The following is a 16,262-nucleotide window of genomic DNA, read 5'->3' on the forward strand; positions in this document are numbered from 1 at the left end:
ACCCGGCCTGCTCATTTGGCACCCTCCTCGCCCGCCTGCCTGAAAAGCCGGCGATATTGCCCTGGCGACGTGCCCGTCGCGCGGCGGAACGCGCGGCTGAAACTGGCCTGCGACGAGAACCGGGAGTTGAGCGCTATGACGCTGAGCGGCATGGTGCCGGCCGCCAGCAACGTCATTGCCCTCTCCAGGCGCTGCTGCCCGACATAGCGATGCGGCGGTATGCCCGTGGCTGCCGTGAAAAGCCGGGTGAAGTGAAATGCGCTCAGGTTCGCTGCGGCCGCGAGATCGGCAACCGAGATGTCTTCTTCCAGATGCTCGACCACATAGTCCTGAACCCGCCGCAGACGCAGTTCATCGAGCCGCCGCCCGTTGTTCCTGGGAATCTTCGCGGACCAGCCATCTCCATAGCGGTGCGCGAGACGCGCTGCGAGGATCAGCGAGCAGGTCTCGACCAGCATGCGGCCCGACGCGGTCTCCTGGCACATCTCGGAGAGCACGGCCAGACCGAGTTGCCGGATCAACTCGTCCTGTAGTCCGGCGAGATAGTGGATCGAGTGCGCCGGCGATGCCGGCAGGTCATACTCGTCCGCAAGAAGCCTGAAGCTATGGGCCGGTATGTACAGATGCAGGATCCTGGGAAGCGGCTTGGTGATGCTGATATCCGTATCGGCAATGCCGATTGGCGACAACCAGATCGCGCCCGCCACCGGACGGGTCTTCTGGCGTTCGCCCGCTCCCGTTCGTATTACCCATCCGTCATGCCGTCCACGCACGGCAATCGATATCTCCATCTGCTGCGGCACCAGTCCGGGCATCTCGCTCACGGGATGAGAGCGCAGCTCGCCGGCGATTTCACGCCAGTTCTTGCCCGCTGAGGACGCGACAACCGTCGAACTCGGATACTTCCTCGGACCGTGCGACTGCATTTCCATGACCCACTCCTCAAGAACGCAGCCGTCCAACAAAAACCGGGCGATGACATCGTCTTCGCGCAGCCTCGCGGGCGGCTGTTGCTTCGATTTATATCTTATGCGCTTTAATCGCGTACGACATAGTCTATACGGACTTCCGCTAGTGTCAAGCGCGAAAGATTAAATCGCATGAGATATAATCGGCTTGTATTAGAATTGAGGCTCACACGTGGGAGCAATGCCAATGACCAATGTCTCTGAGAAACGGGAAGCTGCGCTGCAGCCCGACGACTTCGTCTGTTTTGCCATGTACTCGGCGGGGCACGCGTTCAGCCGCGTGTACAAGCCGTTGTTGAAGTCGTTGGGACTTACCTATCCGCAGTACATCGTGATGGTGTCGCTGTGGGCGAGCGACGATCAGACCGTCGGCGAGTTATGCGAGAAACTGTTCCTGGAGTCCAATACGCTCACCCCGCTGCTCAAGCGGCTCGAGGCGATGGGATGCGTCTCGCGGAACCGCGACCCTGCCGACGAACGGCAGGTGCGCGTGTGCCTGACCAGGAGCGGGGCAGCGATGCGGCAGAAGGCACGTGACATGCCGTCGTGCGTGGATGGGGCGACGGGGCTCTCGCCGGACGCGCTCCGGCAGCTCAGGCGCAGCGTTCTCGCTGTGCGAAAGAGCCTGCTGGAAGCTGCCGCAGCCGCTGAAGAGTGAATGGGCGAAACGGCGTCTCAGCGCGCCCGTTGATTATTGCGAATCGCCGCGGCCTGCGACCGGCGCATGTTCCTTCATCAACTCGGCAACCCAGTCGATGAAAACGCGCAGCTTGATGCTGACATGCCGGTTCGGTGGAAACGCCACATAAAGCGGCATCGGATCGAGGCGCCAGGTTTCGAACAGCGGCACAAGTTCGCCACGCGCCAGATGCGGCCCCGACATGTAGTCCGGCAGCCATAGAACGCCCAGGCCCGCCAGACCGGCTGCAAGATAGGCATCGCCGTCATCGACAGCCAGCACATAGCGGCCCAGCACGTTGACGCTCTCGCCGTCACCGCGCATCGCATAGGGAAAGACCTTGCCGGTGCGCGCCCAGCGGAAACCCACGATCCGGTGATGCGTATCTTCCAGCTCTTGCGGATGCGTGGGCGTGCCGGCGCGCTCCAGGTAGCTCGGCGCCGCGAAAACCCTGAGTTGCAGATCGCCCACATGCCGTGCGATCAGGGACTGGTCGGTCAGCTCGCCGCCCCGCACGACGCAATCCACCGTCTCGCCAATCAAGTCCACGGTGCGATCGCTTACGCCCATATCGAGCTGGATGTCGGGGTATTGCGCGTGGAACGCGGGCAATGCCGGCACCAGGATCAGGCGGGCCAGCGGGCTGGGCACATCCACCCGCAGCCGTCCCCTCGGCGACACCGACGCACTCGACAAACCGGTCTCGGCGTCGTCCATGTCGGCGAGGAGCCTGACCACGCGTTCGTAGTACACGGCGCCGTCGGCAGTGAGGTTGACCTGGCGCGTGGTGCGGTTGAGCAGCCTGACGCGCAGCCGTGCCTCAAGCTGCTGCACCAGTTGCGTCACGCTGGTCTTGCTGATGTGAAGCGTCTCGGCGGCTTTCGTGAAGCTGCCCGATTCCACCACCCGGGCGAATGCCTGCATTGCATCAAAACGGTCCATCTGATCCGTGCTCCAAATAGTTCGAGGATTGTTTGCATTCTACAAACAGTGATGGTCAGAGATGCGCGTTTATCCGCAGCGCATGAATCCTTAAAGTCCGTTCTTCGTTGATAACGGGTCAAGTCGACCCACTGACTGGAGGTGATTCATGACAACGCGCGATGTGATTTTTCCGCCGGGGCGGCAGGCGCTTTATGAACGCAATCGCTATTCGCCGGCAATCCGGTCGAATGGCTTCCTGTTCGTGTCCGGGCAGGTCGGCAGCCGTGAGGATGGCTCGCCCGAGCCCGATCTTGAAGCGCAGGTCCGGCTCGCGTTCGGCAATCTCAATGCGATTCTCGCTGCCGCAGGCTGCACCTTCGACGACATAGTCGACGTGACGCTCTTCATCGTCGATCCGGAGTCGAAGTTCGACACCATCTGGAAACTCGTACCCGAGTATTGGGGCAACGCGCCGCACCCGACGCTGACTGCCGTCGGCGTGACGTGGCTCTATGGATTTCAGTTCGAGATCAAGGTGATCGCGAAGTTGCCAGATGTCAGCAACGATTGATCTGGCCAAAAACGCACGGAGCGGCCGTATTTAGCCTCGCTCAATTACAGCAAGGGCAGCGTGAGCCTGATGTGCTCGGCGAACGCTGTGGTCAGGTGCGACGGACGCTCCCGCTCGAACTTCAGCGTGATGCCGATACTCGGCAACGGCGGAAGTGCGGGTTCGCCATTGAGTATGTGAAGGTCCGGAGCAACGGCCGTCTCGGTAATGACAGCCACCGCCTGACCCGAGCGGACCAGGGCCGTAAGTCCGGCAAGACTGCTACTCGCGTAGGCGACGCGGTAGGCCCTGCCCGCGCGCCGCAACGCTTCGCAAGCCGCGATGTGATCGAGTGTATCCGGATCTGAAAGTGCGAGCGGCAACGGGTCGAAGCGCTCGGCATCCACGCCCGGGTAGCCGACCCAGACGAGCGGTTCACGGCGGATGATGTCACCGTTCGCCGCATCCTCCGGCAACGAGATCATGGCAAGGTCGAGCGCATGCATCTCGATTTGCTCCAGCAATCGCGGAGTGGGCGCGCAGATGACTTCCACCAGCGCATGCGGGTGCTGGCTCGAAAACTGACGCAGCAAATGCGGGAGAAAAACGGCGGCGTAGTCGTCCGGGCAGCCGAACCGGATGGTTCCGGACAAGCCTTTTCCGGACAAATCGGCCATCGCTTCGTCGTGCAATCGCAAAATGCGCTGGGCATGGATCAGCAAGCGCTCGCCGGGATTGGTCAGGACGACGCCTCGACCCGTGCGCTGAAACAGCGGCTGGTCGACAATTTCTTCCAGGCGCTTCATCTGCTGGCTCAGTGCGGATTGGGTCCGCCCAATCCGGCTGGCGGCGCGGCTAAGCGCCCGGACTTCGGCCACGATAGTAAACGTTCGCAGCAAATCGATTTCAAGAGAAAGGCTCAAGGTATCAGGCTCGCTTCTATCTTCCATAAGAACTATTCGTTTCTATGAAACCAGAGAGCCATCTAGACTGCAAGTCATTCCCGCCACGCCAGTCCGGTCCAGGAGAAACAAGGTGTCCCGAAACGATGATGCAACCTTTTGGCATAACGCCCGCCAGCACCTGATCCGCTACGGCGGCACCTTCGAGCCGATGATCATCGAGCGCGCCCAGGGCAGTTTTGTCTATGATGCGGACGGCCGCGCGATACTGGATTTCACATCGGGGCAGATGAGCGCGGTGCTCGGGCATAGCCATCCGGAAATCGTGTCGGTCATCAACGAATATGCCGGAAAGCTCGACCACCTCTTCAGCGGAATGCTCTCGCGGCCAGTGGTCGACCTGGCAACGCGCCTGGCCGAGATCACGCCTGACGGGCTCGACCGGGCGCTCCTGCTCAGCACCGGCGCGGAGTCCAACGAAGCCGCCATTCGCATGGCGAAGCTGGTCACGGGAAAATATGAAATCGTCGGTTTTGCGCAGTCCTGGCACGGCATGACGGGCGCGGCGGCGTCCGCCACCTACAGCGCGGGGCGCAAGGGTGTCGGCCCGGCAGCCGTCGGCTCCTTCGCGATTCCCGCGCCGTTCCTGTATCGGCCGCGTTTCGAGCGCAACGGCGAATACGATTACCTGTCTGAACTCGACTACGCCTTCGATCTCATCGATCGGCAGTCCAGCGGCAATCTCGCGGCTTTCATTGCGGAGCCGATCCTCAGTTCGGGCGGAATCATCGAATTGCCGGTAGGCTACATGGCGGCGTTAAAGCGCAAGTGTGAGGAGCGCGGCATGCTGCTGATCCTCGATGAAGCGCAAACCGGGATCGGGCGCACGGGAACGATGTTCGCCTGCCAGCGCGATGGCGTGACGCCCGACATCCTCACTTTGTCGAAGACGCTGGGCGCCGGTCTTCCGCTTGCAGCCGTGGTGACTTCAGCACAAATCGAGGAACGGGCCCACGAACTGGGCTACCTGTTCTATACGACCCATGTGTCCGATCCGCTTCCCGCCGCAATCGGCCTGCGCGTGCTGGATGTGGTCGAGCGCGATGGGCTGGTTGCGCGTGCGAACGTGATGGGCGAGCGGCTCAGGCGCGGCTTGCACGGCCTGATGGAGCGCTATGAGTGCATCGGCGATATTCGCGGACGAGGGCTGCTTCTGGGAATGGAGATAGTGAAGGATCGCCGCACGAAAGAGCCCGCCGACGGCCTTGGTTCAACGATCACCCGTGAGTGCATGAACCTCGGGCTCAGCATGAACATCGTGCAATTGCCGGGGATGGGCGGCGTCTTCCGGATCGCACCACCGTTGACGGTCAGCGAGGACGAGATCGACCTGGGCCTGGAACTGCTAGGCCAGGCGATCGAGCATTCAATGTAGTTACGCCGGCGATTGGCTCCGTCGCAGTTGCCGCGGCGGAGCCAACGCGCCTTACTTGCGCTTGAGTTGCGAGATATCGCGCACTGCGCCGCGATCCGCCGAGGTTGCAAGCGCCGCATAGGCCTGCAACGCGAGCGACACCACCCGTTCACGATTCACCGGCATCCACGCCTTGTCGCCGCGCGCTTCCATGACTTCGCGCCGGCGTGCCAATTCCGCATCCGATACCGCCAGATGCATCTTGCGCTTCGGAATGTCGATCTCGATCATATCGCCCTCTTCCACCAGCCCGATCGTGCCGCCTTCGGCCGCTTCCGGCGACGCATGCCCGATCACGAGTCCCGACGAACCGCCCGAGAAACGGCCATCGGTGAAAAGCGCGCAGTGCTTGCCCAGCCCCTTGGATTTCAGATACGACGTGGGATACAGCATTTCCTGCATGCCGGGGCCGCCTTTCGGGCCTTCGTAGCGAATCACGACCACGTCGCCCGCCACGACCTTGTCGCCCAGAATGGCTTCGACGGCGTCGTCCTGGCTTTCGAAAACGCGCGCGCGTCCGGAGAACATCCATTGCGATTCATCCACACCCGCCGTCTTGACGATACACCCCTTCTCCGCAAGATTGCCGTACAGCACGGCGAGGCCACCGTCCTTCGAATACGCGTCCTGCTTGCTGCGGATACAGCCGGTCTTGCGATCGGTATCGAGTGACGCGAACGTGGCTTCCTGGCTGAACGCAACGGTGGTCGGAATGCCGCCCGGCGCCGCGCGGAAAAATTTCTGCGCTTCCTCACCCGCGCCGCCCGCGACGTCCCACTTGGCGATCGCGTTGCCGAGCGTGCCGCTATGCACGTTGCCGCACGACAGATCCAGCAGATCGGCACGCGCCAGTTCACCGAGAATGCCGAGAATGCCGCCCGCACGATGCACGTCTTCAATGTGATATTTGTCGGTTGCGGGCGCAGCCTTGCACAGGCACGGCACGTTGCGCGAAATGCGGTCGATGTCCGACATCGTGAAGTCGACGCCGGCTTCCTGCGCCGCCGCGAGCAGATGCAGCACGGTATTGGTCGAACCGCCCATGGCGACGTCGAGCGTCATGGCGTTCTCGAAGGCCTGCTTGCTGGCGATACTGCGCGGCAAGACCGACGCGTCTTCTTCCTGGTAATAACGGCGGCACAGGTCCACGACCAGACGGCCGGCCTGCTCGAACAGACCCTTGCGCCATGCATGCGTGGCGACAATCGTGCCGTTGCCGGGCAATGCCAGGCCGATGGCCTCGGTCAGGCAGTTCATCGAATTCGCCGTGAACATGCCCGAGCAGGAACCGCACGTGGGGCACGCGCTGCGCTCGACTTCCGCTACTTCCGCGTCGCTGACCCGGGAGTCGGCGGCCTTGATCATTGCGTCGATCAAATCGATTTTCGCGATCACCTGGCCGTCGGTGGGCGACTTGACCTTGCCCGCTTCCATTGGACCGCCGGAGACGAATACCACGGGGATGTTCAGGCGCATGGCGGCCATCAGCATGCCCGGCGTGATCTTGTCGCAATTGGAGATGCAGACCATGGCGTCGGCGCAATGCGCGTTGACCATGTACTCGACCGAGTCGGCAATCAGTTCGCGCGAAGGCAGCGAATACAACATGCCGCCGTGACCCATGGCAATGCCGTCGTCGACCGCGATGGTGTTGAATTCCTTGGCGACGCCGCCGGCCGATTCGATCTCCTTCGCCACCAGCGCGCCCAGGTCCCGAAGATGTACGTGGCCCGGCACGAACTGCGTGAACGAGTTCACCACGGCGATGATGGGCTTGCCGAAATCATCGTCCTTCATTCCGGTCGCGCGCCACAAGGCGCGGGCGCCGGCCATGTTACGGCCATGGGTGGATGTTCTCGACCGATAGTGGGGCATCTGTATCCTCAGATATTGTTGTCGTGAAAATGGTATTGCGGCGGGCGCGGGGACCGCGCGCCCGCATGCGGCACATGGGAACAGACGAATTCTGCGAGACCGCGAGTAAGACGTCCAATATATTTTTCCGGCGAAACTAGGTCGCAGAAAATATTAATCAGATCCGGGGACGAATTGAGCCGTTGGCACTGGTTCGATCCTGGCTCCGGCGGCGAGCGGAACCGACTTCAAGGCCCAGTCGAAGTCCACGCCGCGCTCAGGCCGCCTCTTCGCTGTGGCTCGTGGCCGAGACGGGCGGCGACTGCGCCAGATGCCGCAGCAGTTTCGTCACCATTCCGACCACGCCGAGCGCGAGGATCACGAAGAACACCGCGAGCGGTGTCAGGATTTGCACCGAAAGGAAGCCGGCGAGTCCCATCATCGCGGAAGAGACGAGCAGTAACGCACATCCAAGGATCGCGCTCGTCAACCCCGCGATATGCGGAAACAGCGAATTGCCTTTGGCCATCAACGTCGGATACATCGCGCCTGCGCAGAATCCCATTACCAGCACCGGTATGGCGAGCGTCCATACGCGCAGGCCGAGCGTGAGCGCGAGCAGCAGCATCGCAATCGATGTCCCCGCCATCACGCGCGCGCCGATCTGCAGGCGCTGCTCCGCGCTCGGCAACCGCGGACCGTGGACGCGGTTCGACAGGCCGCCCAGGAAATACATCATCCCGATACCCAGCGCCAGATAGCCGAAATAGGTCGGCGGCTTGTGCAGGGTGTTCTGCACCATGAACGGCCCGATGATATTGAAGACGAGCAGGATGCTGTAACACAGACCCTGCGCGAGAAAGCAGCTTTGAAATACGGGACTGGCGAGCACCTTGCCCGCATTTGTAATCAGCGTGCGCGGCGCAAGATGCACGGGCCGCCGCAACGTTTCACGATAACGCCAGAGTAAGCCCCACATCACAAGCGAATAGACGAGCAAGAACACGAGGCATGCCTGCCATCCAAACCATGTTTGCAGATGCGCGCCGATCACCGGCGCCACGATTGGCGCAAGCCCCCATGCAATCGACATGTAGGTGAACGCATGCAGCAGCGCCTGCCCCGAGAACGAATCCGTGATGATCGCCTTCGCGAGCAGGTTGGTCGTGGCGATGCCAAAACCCTGCAGGCATCGGGCAAGAAGGAATGTCTCGAGGTTCGGCGCGGCGAGCGACAACAGGCAGCCGATCGTGAAGATCACGAGCCCGAACGCCAGAACCGGCTTGCGCCCGTATGCATCGGCTACCGGGCCGAAGACGAGTTGGCCGAACGCATAAGCCACCATGTAGCCGGACACGCTCGACTGGATCGCCTGGGGCGAAGTGGCGAAGAAGCGCGCCATTGCGGGTAGCGCTGGCACGTAGATATCGATTGCAAGCTGCCCTGCCGAGGCGAACAGGCAGATCAGAAACAGCAGGAAGCGCGGCGAGTTTGGAACGGGCGCGGGAAGTACGGAGCGGGCGGGAATAGTGTGGGTCATGAAAGCATCGAAGGGGCGGAATGCGGTGATGCTGCATCGGTCCGTCCGGGTATCGAACGCAGCGTGGTGCGGCGTTATCGCCGCGTATTGTGCCTGTCGTCTCGGAAATCGACACGATGCCCATCGCGAGTGCATGGTTTGACGCGCCGCCGCTCGGTGCGCGTGCGCATGGCTTGACATTTATATTCCTCAACAGGTATATAAACACTATGGAATCGACATTTGCCGTCATCGCCGAGCCGAGCCGCCGCGCCATCCTCAGTCTGCTCGCGTCTTCCGAGCAGACCGTGGGCGATATTGAAGAGGCGCTAAACCTTTCGCAGCCCTCGGTCTCGAAGCATCTGCGCGTGCTTCGGGAGGCCGGATTCGTGGAGTCGCGCGTCGATGCGCAGCGGCGCGTGTACCGGATCAGACCGGAGCCGCTCGCGGAAATAGACGCGTGGCTCGCGCCGTTTCGCCGGTTCTGGTCGGCCCATGTCGACGCGCTCGAACGCCATCTTGATCAGATCGATCCTGTGCCATGCCGGAAGGAGAAGAAACGATGAGTCAGAGCGACACATACATGCCGGGCCCGGCCGTGGGCGCAAAAGTCACGAAGGACGGTGAAAAGTGGACGCTGGTGCTCGTGCGCGAGTTGCGTCATTCGCCCGAAAAAGTGTGGAGCGCCCTCACCGACCCTGCCAGTCTGCGCGAATGGGCGCCATTCGATGCTGACCGCAGCCTCGCGTCTGTCGGTTCCGTCAGGCTTTCCACGGTCGGCACGCCGGCGCCGCAAGTGTCGGACACGCAAGTGACCCGCGCCGACGCACCGAGGCTGCTCGAATATCGCTGGGGCGAAAACGATCTTCGATGGCAACTCGAGCCGCTCGGCGACGGCACGCGTCTCACGCTCTGGCACAACATCGATCGCAACTTCATCTCGATGGGCGCGGCCGGCTGGCACATCTGCCTCGACGTGCTCGACCGGTTCGTGGGCGGCAATCCCGTTGGACGCATTGTGGGCGGCGAAGCGATGAAGTTCGATTGGCCGCGCCTCAAGACCGAGTATGAAAATCAATTCGGTATTTGACGTCTTGATGTTTCAGGAGGAAAAACATGAAAAAATCGAGTCCGAGTCAGGACCTGCCGGCGTCTGAACTCATCGACAAGAGGATCGCCGAACTTGGCGACTGGCGCGGCGAAACCTTGAGCAGGATGCGCAAGCTCATCCAGAAAGCCGACCCGGACGTGGTCGAACAGTGGAAGTGGATGGGCACGCCCGTGTGGGCGCACGACGGAATCATCTGCACCGGCGAGTCCTACAAGTCCATCGTCAAGCTGACCTTTGCCAAAGGAGCCTCGCTCAAGGACCCGGCCAAACTTTTCAACTCGAGCCTCGATGGTAATGTCAGGCGCGCAATCGACATTCACGAAGGCGAAGAGATTGATGCGGCTACCTTCACCGCGCTTATCCAAGAAGCGCTGGTTCTTAACGCGGCAAGTGTGAAAGCGAAAGCCAGGCCGAAACGGGTGAAGTAGCCCGCGGACTCTCTCAGTTGTCTGGCTCAGTTATCCGGCTCAGTTATCTGGATTTGCCAGCGCGAAGTCTCGCAACGCGCTGTATTCGGGGTCGATGATCTTGCCGTCTATCAGCACGCCCCAGGACGTATTCCCGCTATCCAGGCAGTAATACATCACCGACTCGATGTTGTCGGTCTTGCGAGCGGCATAAAAATGCGTCAGCCGATCAGTAATGTACGACGCGCGGAACGCCTGGCTATCCTCGGGATTGGCATTCCACTCCGAGATCATGAACGGCACGCCGTAGCGCTTCTTGCAGTACGCGGGAAGATCGAAATTCGGTCCGCCGCCATTCACACCTATGTTGAAGATATCTCCATAGACTTCGTAGTTGTGCCACGTGGTGATATCCCAGCGCAGTTGCGGATGACCCGTGGTGCCATCGGGCTGCGTGCCGTCCCATAGCGCGTCGGATGCGCCAATGTCCGCCACGCAGAAGTTGATGCCGCATTTCGCGTTGGGCTGCACCGACCTGACGCCATCCATCATGCCGCGCATCACGCCCCGCATCACCGGCCAGTTGGTGTTGTTGAAGTCCGTGACCCTGTTACCCGCCGAGGATGAGTCGATGATCGTCTGTGACCGCCGTGTCAATTCGTTGCCGCATTCATACATGGTTACGCCATAGGGCATGAGCGCGGCGGCAATGGTCGACCCCGATTGAAAGCCCTGGTTGTAAGCGGCGGCCTCGCTGCTCCAGACAGCGCCGGACGCATCCGTCAGGCTTTCGTCAATGCAGACAAAAAGATTGATGCCGGTTCCAACAAACGCCTTCGCCATGTTCACGAGCGCATTCAGCGATGGCGTATCGAAGCACGTCAAACGATACATCGTGCATCCCAGCCCCTGAAGTATCGCAACCGTTTGCGCGGGCGTGTACAGATAATCGTAGTGCCCGTTCATGCCGTAGAACATGCCGGTCGCGGCGTTGACCGAGCTATCCGTGGCTACGCTCGCCGGCTCCGGAACTGCCGCCTCGGACGCCGCGCCACTGGCGGCTGCGGGCACGGCCGCAGGCGCAACGGCGACGGGCGGGCTCACGGGTACTGAACTACTGCCGCCCGGCGACGCTGCGACGCTGACGCCTTTGGAGCCGGCCGAGCCATCCGATCCGCCGCCACCGCCGCCGCATCCGGCAAGTACGTAACTGCCGCCGACAGCGCAAACACGAGTCAAGAATGAACGGCGACTGAGCATGACGAGTTTCTCCAGCGTCGGGCATTCGACGAAATCAATTTTGTACGATGAATTGATGGACCAGACTGTGCCGGGCATCGATGGGGTCTGACGAGTCGCCTGGCCGAGAGGCCGCCAGGCGGTCAGTGAATGCGGCAAACAAGCCACGCGCATCTTCATCCGCATTAACGGCAGATGCGCTGGAATGTTTAGCGTTTGGTGGATTTTTTTGCAGGAGGCTTGTTAAGAACCGGCGTGGCTAAAAAAGGGCCGGAATGTTCGCGCTTTTGGTTGCTTGTGTTTTTTCTCGCGCTGGTCATATTCGTTCGATAGGCCGGCAAATGCCTTGGCTCCGAACAAATAAAATAGTGATCCTGATTACTTTTCGCGGCGCTGCACGCATTGGGGCTTGTGTCCGCGTGAAACTGCAACCGTCTACAGAAGTCTGGCGCGGCCTAAACGCGGATTTTCAGCAGAAAGGCGTGGAAGGATTCACGCAACTGAAAGAAGCTTCATGCCGCCGCGCCAGCCATCTCACGTTTTACTCAGAGGCCTCAACCGTTCCCATTTCAGGTCCGTAAAACAAGGCCCCTGCGTGGCCTCGCCAAATTTGACGTCATTGTGTTCGGCATTCCATTCCAGGACCTGAACGCTGCCATTCTTATCGACTGTCAAATCCCATCCAACACATCGCGCAAATGGAATTTTTTTATGAAGCTCGAGCACGACACCGACACATTCCGGGAAGGCCGGCACGCTGATCCCGTCGAATTTGATGTTTGAATCCGGATGCTCATCAAGCGCCATCCAGTCGGGCAGATACCCTTGCGCGTATAGCTTGCCGCTTGAAATATCCACTGGAACGCAGATCTCGCTGTCCGGCTGTATGTGCGTGTCGGCGACCCTGCCGAGGCGTAGAAAGCATGCCCGAATAGAAATCAGCCCCGCGTCGTCCACCACCGATGTCACCCGGAGCGTCGCCACGGCATTGGATGCAAAGTCGTTGAATAACGGGTGTTGAACTATAAATCGCTGAATCACGCCGTTTCCCAACGACTTTATCGTATCGACGTTGAAGGTCTGGCGATTGAAAAACAAGATGCCCTTGCCCTGGAAAGAACTATCGAGCTTGAATACAATTTTCTCGGAATTCGCAAAAACAAGGTCCTCGACCTCGGACTCAGGAACCGCGATATGGTTGGCGGTGAAAAAAAGACCATTTACGAAATAAGCAATATCCGGGAAAGTATCGCTGCTAAAAATAATGTTCGACAGCGATTTGAGACTCGATATGTCTCCATACAGGCCTTTCATTCTGGGCACCACAACGGTCCCGTAGTAGTTGTCTGGGATCCATCCCTCCTTGAAGGTCCCGGTGAACGCTGTATAAACCCGAAGCCAGGGCGCATAGCGGGCATCTCCCAGCACTTCTTGCGCATAGGTGTCAGCCAACCTCAAATTGACCGGGTCGGTTTTGCCATGCTTTTTCTCGAGCGCCTTGAATATTGTTCTCGCTTGCGACTCGTGGTGTTTGTCGAACTTGTAACGAGCCGCCTTTTTTATAGACTTTCTAACCAATGTCTCAACATCTACGCGCATTATGTAATTCCAGTTTTCCATGCAAGCTGTTCAGGCTGCCAGCGCGACGTCCCATGCCGATACTTTCCGCGCTGCCGGGCATGTTCCGCTCTACACGGCGTAGTAGGTCACGAACAGCGTGCTTTGGTCAATACCAATAATGAAAGTGTAAGACGACGCCATAACAATGTTAAGAATTACTGACTATATCCAAATACCTAATTTTCATTACAAGCATATGGCGCGACGAAGCAATAGTGCCACGATCACATTGAGCCGCAGGTTTCCTCAGCTTAATCGGCCATTAGCTCCAGACTTTGCGCCGCATGCCGCGTCATGCCATTTGACCAGTCTATGCTTCACTGCAGCATAAACACGTGCATGCAAGCATTACCGTGCATCCGACATGTTCTTTCCCAGGTAACAATTTAAGGGCATCGGCCTTTCGATTGAGAGAGGTGCGCGCGGCGCACCCGCTCAATCGCGCCCCTGGACGTTCTACCAGGGACGCAGCAAATCCGAGTCCTGACTCCAGTCACTGTCCTTCAATCGCCCTGCACTTTCGAGATCTGGAGCAATGCAAAGCCGTCTGGGCAGCGTTCCTCGAACGCGCCTTGCGGTCTCTCTCGATTGCAGCACGGAATCTCTGGTCAGCACCGAGGCAATATGGAACCCGTTACGATCGTCATCTGCAACTACAACTACGAGCGCTATCTCGCGAAGGCAATCGATTCGGCACTTGCACAGGATTATCCGGCCACGCGCGTGGTCGTGGTCGACGACGGTTCGACCGACGGCTCGCGCGCGCTCATAGAAGGTTATGGGTCGCGCATCTCAACGTTCTTCAAGGAGAACGGAGGCCAGGTCTCCGCCTACAATCACGCCGTTGACATCATCGCAACGAACTACGCAATCCTGCTGGATTCGGACGACATCCTGTATTCGAGCGCCGTGTCGGACGTGATGCGCGTATTCATGAGCGGCGACTATGCGAAGGTCCAGTTTCGCCTTGACGTGATCGATTCCGCCGGAGGGCAAATGGGCGTCCACGTACCGCACTCGGAGCCGCCGCCGGATTGCGGCGCGCTGCTCAAGCGCGGCTGGCTATACCCTTCTCCGCCGGCGTCAGGAAACGCGTATCGGGTCGATGCCCTGAAGCAGATTTTTCCCGTGCCGGAATCCGGCGTCAATCGCTATGGCGCCGATTTCTACGCCATCTACGGCGTAGTGTTGCTAGGCGCTGTCGCGACGATTCCCAAGTCGCTCGGCGGTTATCGGGTGCATCATACGAGTGCGCCAAGCGTCTCATTTGCCAACGCAGAAAGCATGGTCAAGGGGTCGAGCGCGCTCGGCATGCGCTGGGCGACCTTGCAGGAGATTGCGCGCTCGCGCCTGAAAGTCGATTTGCCGGTATCGTTTCATGACTTCTCTCACGAGAAAGCGCACTTTTGCTCGCGGGTTTATCATGCGCCGCTTACAACCCGGTGGCGTTGGATGACGCGAGAATCGCGCAGCTACTTGCATTCGATCATTGCGAACCCTTTCTGGAGCCTTAAAAAGAAAGTCGGTACGCTCGTGCTGTCGAGCATGTGCCTTTTACCGTATTCACCCCTGTCGGATTTCGCGGTCCGTTATATAGCCAACCCGCTGGGCCGCCGCCGCGCTGCAACGCGCTAGGGCGCTGCGCTAGAGCATCACGCGGCGCAATTGGGGCCGCCCGGCGGGTTCAAACAAAGAAGCATGGATAAAAAAGAAAACGCCAAGATTTTAGTGTTCGTGTACGGCGGGTATGTGATGAGGTATCTGTATCTCATCATTGTGATTCCGTTCTATGGGCGTGTGCTCGGCGTGACGGAATACGGCCGTGTCCTTGCCGCCATGTCGCTCATGAACGTGATCTGGATGCTTGCAAGCTATGGGTTCACTTTCGTTGGCATGCGCGATGTCGCGAAGTCACCGGAGCGCAGCCACCACAACGCAGTCTTCTCCTTGCATTCGAGCGCGCGCGTCTTCACCGGCGCGGTTGGACTGGCAGTGGGTGTCATCGCAACGATGTGTTCGCCCACACTCTCCGAGCGGCCTCTCATGGGTCTGCTCGCAACCCTGCTCGGGCTTGTGTCCGCACTGAATCTTGGCTGGCTGTTCCAGGGACGCCAGCGTTTTCGCACACCCATCATTATCGAGGTCATTGGCTTTGCAATCAGCCTCGTACTAATCCTGTCCATAGTCAGAGGGCCGCAGGACTCGGTCTGGGTCGTTGCGAGTCTGCTGATAGCGGGCGTGATCTCTTCGGTGATCTCATACGGACTGACCTTTGCGCATGTGGGCTTACCGCGCTTCAAGGTAAGCGGCGTGATGGACCTGATGCGCGGCTCGACCATGCTGTTCGCCTATTCCACCGGCTCAGCGGTGCTGACGGCATCGTCGACCTATTTGCTTACGCTGTTGTCGTCGCCGGATCAGGTGGGATACTTCGGCGCGGCCGAACGCTTCGCGACCATCGGGCTGAGCCTGATGGGTCCCGCCGCCCAGGTTTTCATCCCGACCATTTCACGGCAACTCGCGCAGGGCGACACCGAAGGCGCGCGTGCAAGCAGCCGGCGTGGCGCCACGTTGCTCATGGGTTACGGGCTGCTCGCGCTGCTTGCCGCGCTGAGCTTGTCACCCTTTCTCATGCCGCTGATCCTGGGCAAGGCGTTCACGCCGAGCGCACACGTACTCCAGTGTCTTGCCCTGATGTTTCCGTTTGCCGCTTTCAACGAATTCGTCGCGTTCTATGTGTTCGTGCCGCGCCAGAAGGATCGGTTGCTTGCAATCGCCGGAATCACGTCGGGTTTCGCCAACCTGGTTGCAGCGCTTTTTCTCGCACCGCTATACGGCGCCATCGGCATGGCCATTGCACGCGTGATTGGCGAAGCAGCGCTCACCGTGATGCTGATCGGCCTGATGATTCGATCGGACATGATTGGATTGCTTCCCGGCGTCGGCCGCGCGAGCGCAATGGCGCGCGTGGCACGGGGAGCCTTTCAACATGCCGGGAACGGAAAAAACAAATGA

Annotated in this window: 15 protein-coding genes; 8 read left to right on the plus strand and 7 right to left on the minus strand. The window is 60.0% G+C overall.

Annotation, left to right across the window (positions count from 1 at the left end):
* Window positions 1-11 precede the first annotated feature (11 nt).
* Window positions 12-932: a helix-turn-helix domain-containing protein gene (locus ACRWA7_RS04065; protein WP_438390169.1), complete on the minus strand. Its 921-nt coding sequence runs from the start codon at window positions 930-932 to the stop codon at window positions 12-14.
* A 223-nt stretch (window positions 933-1,155) separates the two neighbouring features.
* Between ACRWA7_RS04065 and ACRWA7_RS04070 the strand changes: the two genes are divergently transcribed.
* Complete coding sequence (locus tag ACRWA7_RS04070; protein ID WP_060857314.1) at window positions 1,156-1,626, plus strand: MarR family winged helix-turn-helix transcriptional regulator; 471 nt, start codon at window positions 1,156-1,158, stop codon at window positions 1,624-1,626.
* 33 nt (window positions 1,627-1,659) lie between these two features.
* On the opposite strand, the gene ACRWA7_RS04075 is transcribed toward ACRWA7_RS04070, so the two are convergent.
* Window positions 1,660-2,589: a LysR substrate-binding domain-containing protein gene (locus ACRWA7_RS04075; RefSeq protein WP_438390170.1), complete on the minus strand. Its 930-nt coding sequence runs from the start codon at window positions 2,587-2,589 to the stop codon at window positions 1,660-1,662.
* Window positions 2,590-2,737: 148 nt separating this feature from the next.
* Between ACRWA7_RS04075 and ACRWA7_RS04080 the strand changes: the two genes are divergently transcribed.
* The gene (locus ACRWA7_RS04080) at window positions 2,738-3,142 is read left to right on the plus strand and encodes a RidA family protein (protein WP_438390171.1); all 405 of its coding nucleotides are present in this window, start codon (window positions 2,738-2,740) and stop codon (window positions 3,140-3,142) included.
* Between the two features lie 44 nt (window positions 3,143-3,186).
* On the opposite strand, the gene ACRWA7_RS04085 is transcribed toward ACRWA7_RS04080, so the two are convergent.
* Window positions 3,187-4,071 (minus strand): LysR family transcriptional regulator, encoded by an 885-nt coding sequence (locus ACRWA7_RS04085; RefSeq protein ID WP_438390172.1) that lies wholly within the window; start codon window positions 4,069-4,071, stop codon window positions 3,187-3,189.
* 85 nt (window positions 4,072-4,156) lie between these two features.
* On the opposite strand from ACRWA7_RS04085, the gene ACRWA7_RS04090 reads away from it, so the two are divergent.
* Window positions 4,157-5,458: an aspartate aminotransferase family protein gene (locus tag ACRWA7_RS04090; protein ID WP_438390173.1), complete on the plus strand. Its 1,302-nt coding sequence runs from the start codon at window positions 4,157-4,159 to the stop codon at window positions 5,456-5,458.
* A 51-nt stretch (window positions 5,459-5,509) separates the two neighbouring features.
* Here ACRWA7_RS04090 and ilvD read toward each other — a convergent pair whose 3' ends face one another.
* Entirely contained in the window at window positions 5,510-7,372 is a 1,863-nt protein-coding gene (gene ilvD / locus ACRWA7_RS04095; RefSeq protein ID WP_438390174.1) for a dihydroxy-acid dehydratase, read from the minus strand.
* 256 nt (window positions 7,373-7,628) lie between these two features.
* Window positions 7,629-8,891 (minus strand): multidrug effflux MFS transporter, encoded by a 1,263-nt coding sequence (locus ACRWA7_RS04100; protein WP_438390175.1) that lies wholly within the window; start codon window positions 8,889-8,891, stop codon window positions 7,629-7,631.
* Between the two features lie 209 nt (window positions 8,892-9,100).
* Here ACRWA7_RS04100 and ACRWA7_RS04105 point away from each other — a divergent pair, with 209 nt between their 5' ends.
* Genes ACRWA7_RS04105 through ACRWA7_RS04115 form a run of 3 tightly spaced genes read left to right on the plus strand, consistent with a single transcriptional unit; the run spans window position 9,101 to window position 10,409 of the window.
* A complete protein-coding gene (locus ACRWA7_RS04105) occupies window positions 9,101-9,436 on the plus strand; it encodes an ArsR/SmtB family transcription factor (protein ID WP_060857404.1) in 336 nt (111 codons plus the stop codon).
* A complete protein-coding gene (locus ACRWA7_RS04110) occupies window positions 9,433-9,960 on the plus strand; it encodes an SRPBCC family protein (RefSeq protein WP_438390176.1) in 528 nt (175 codons plus the stop codon). Before ACRWA7_RS04105 ends, ACRWA7_RS04110 begins: the two co-directional genes overlap by 4 nt.
* Window positions 9,961-9,986: 26 nt before the next feature.
* Complete coding sequence (locus ACRWA7_RS04115) at window positions 9,987-10,409, plus strand: DUF1801 domain-containing protein (protein ID WP_438390177.1); 423 nt, start codon at window positions 9,987-9,989, stop codon at window positions 10,407-10,409.
* Between the two features lie 39 nt (window positions 10,410-10,448).
* Here the strand turns inward: ACRWA7_RS04115 and ACRWA7_RS04120 are convergent, their stop codons facing one another.
* Both ACRWA7_RS04120 and ACRWA7_RS04125 read right to left on the minus strand, forming a co-directional pair.
* Window positions 10,449-11,648: a hypothetical protein gene (locus ACRWA7_RS04120; protein WP_438390178.1), complete on the minus strand. Its 1,200-nt coding sequence runs from the start codon at window positions 11,646-11,648 to the stop codon at window positions 10,449-10,451.
* Window positions 11,649-12,161: 513 nt separating this feature from the next.
* Window positions 12,162-13,247: a sugar-transfer associated ATP-grasp domain-containing protein gene (locus ACRWA7_RS04125; RefSeq protein WP_438390179.1), complete on the minus strand. Its 1,086-nt coding sequence runs from the start codon at window positions 13,245-13,247 to the stop codon at window positions 12,162-12,164.
* Window positions 13,248-13,871: 624 nt separating this feature from the next.
* On the opposite strand from ACRWA7_RS04125, the gene ACRWA7_RS04130 reads away from it, so the two are divergent.
* Window positions 13,872-14,882: a glycosyltransferase family 2 protein gene (locus ACRWA7_RS04130; RefSeq protein WP_438390180.1), complete on the plus strand. Its 1,011-nt coding sequence runs from the start codon at window positions 13,872-13,874 to the stop codon at window positions 14,880-14,882.
* Between the two features lie 63 nt (window positions 14,883-14,945).
* The gene (locus ACRWA7_RS04135; RefSeq protein WP_438390181.1) at window positions 14,946-16,262 is read left to right on the plus strand and encodes a lipopolysaccharide biosynthesis protein; all 1,317 of its coding nucleotides are present in this window, start codon (window positions 14,946-14,948) and stop codon (window positions 16,260-16,262) included.

Source organism: Caballeronia sp. DA-9 (assembly GCF_051615025.1).
Lineage (GTDB): Bacteria > Pseudomonadota > Gammaproteobacteria > Burkholderiales > Burkholderiaceae > Caballeronia > Caballeronia sordidicola.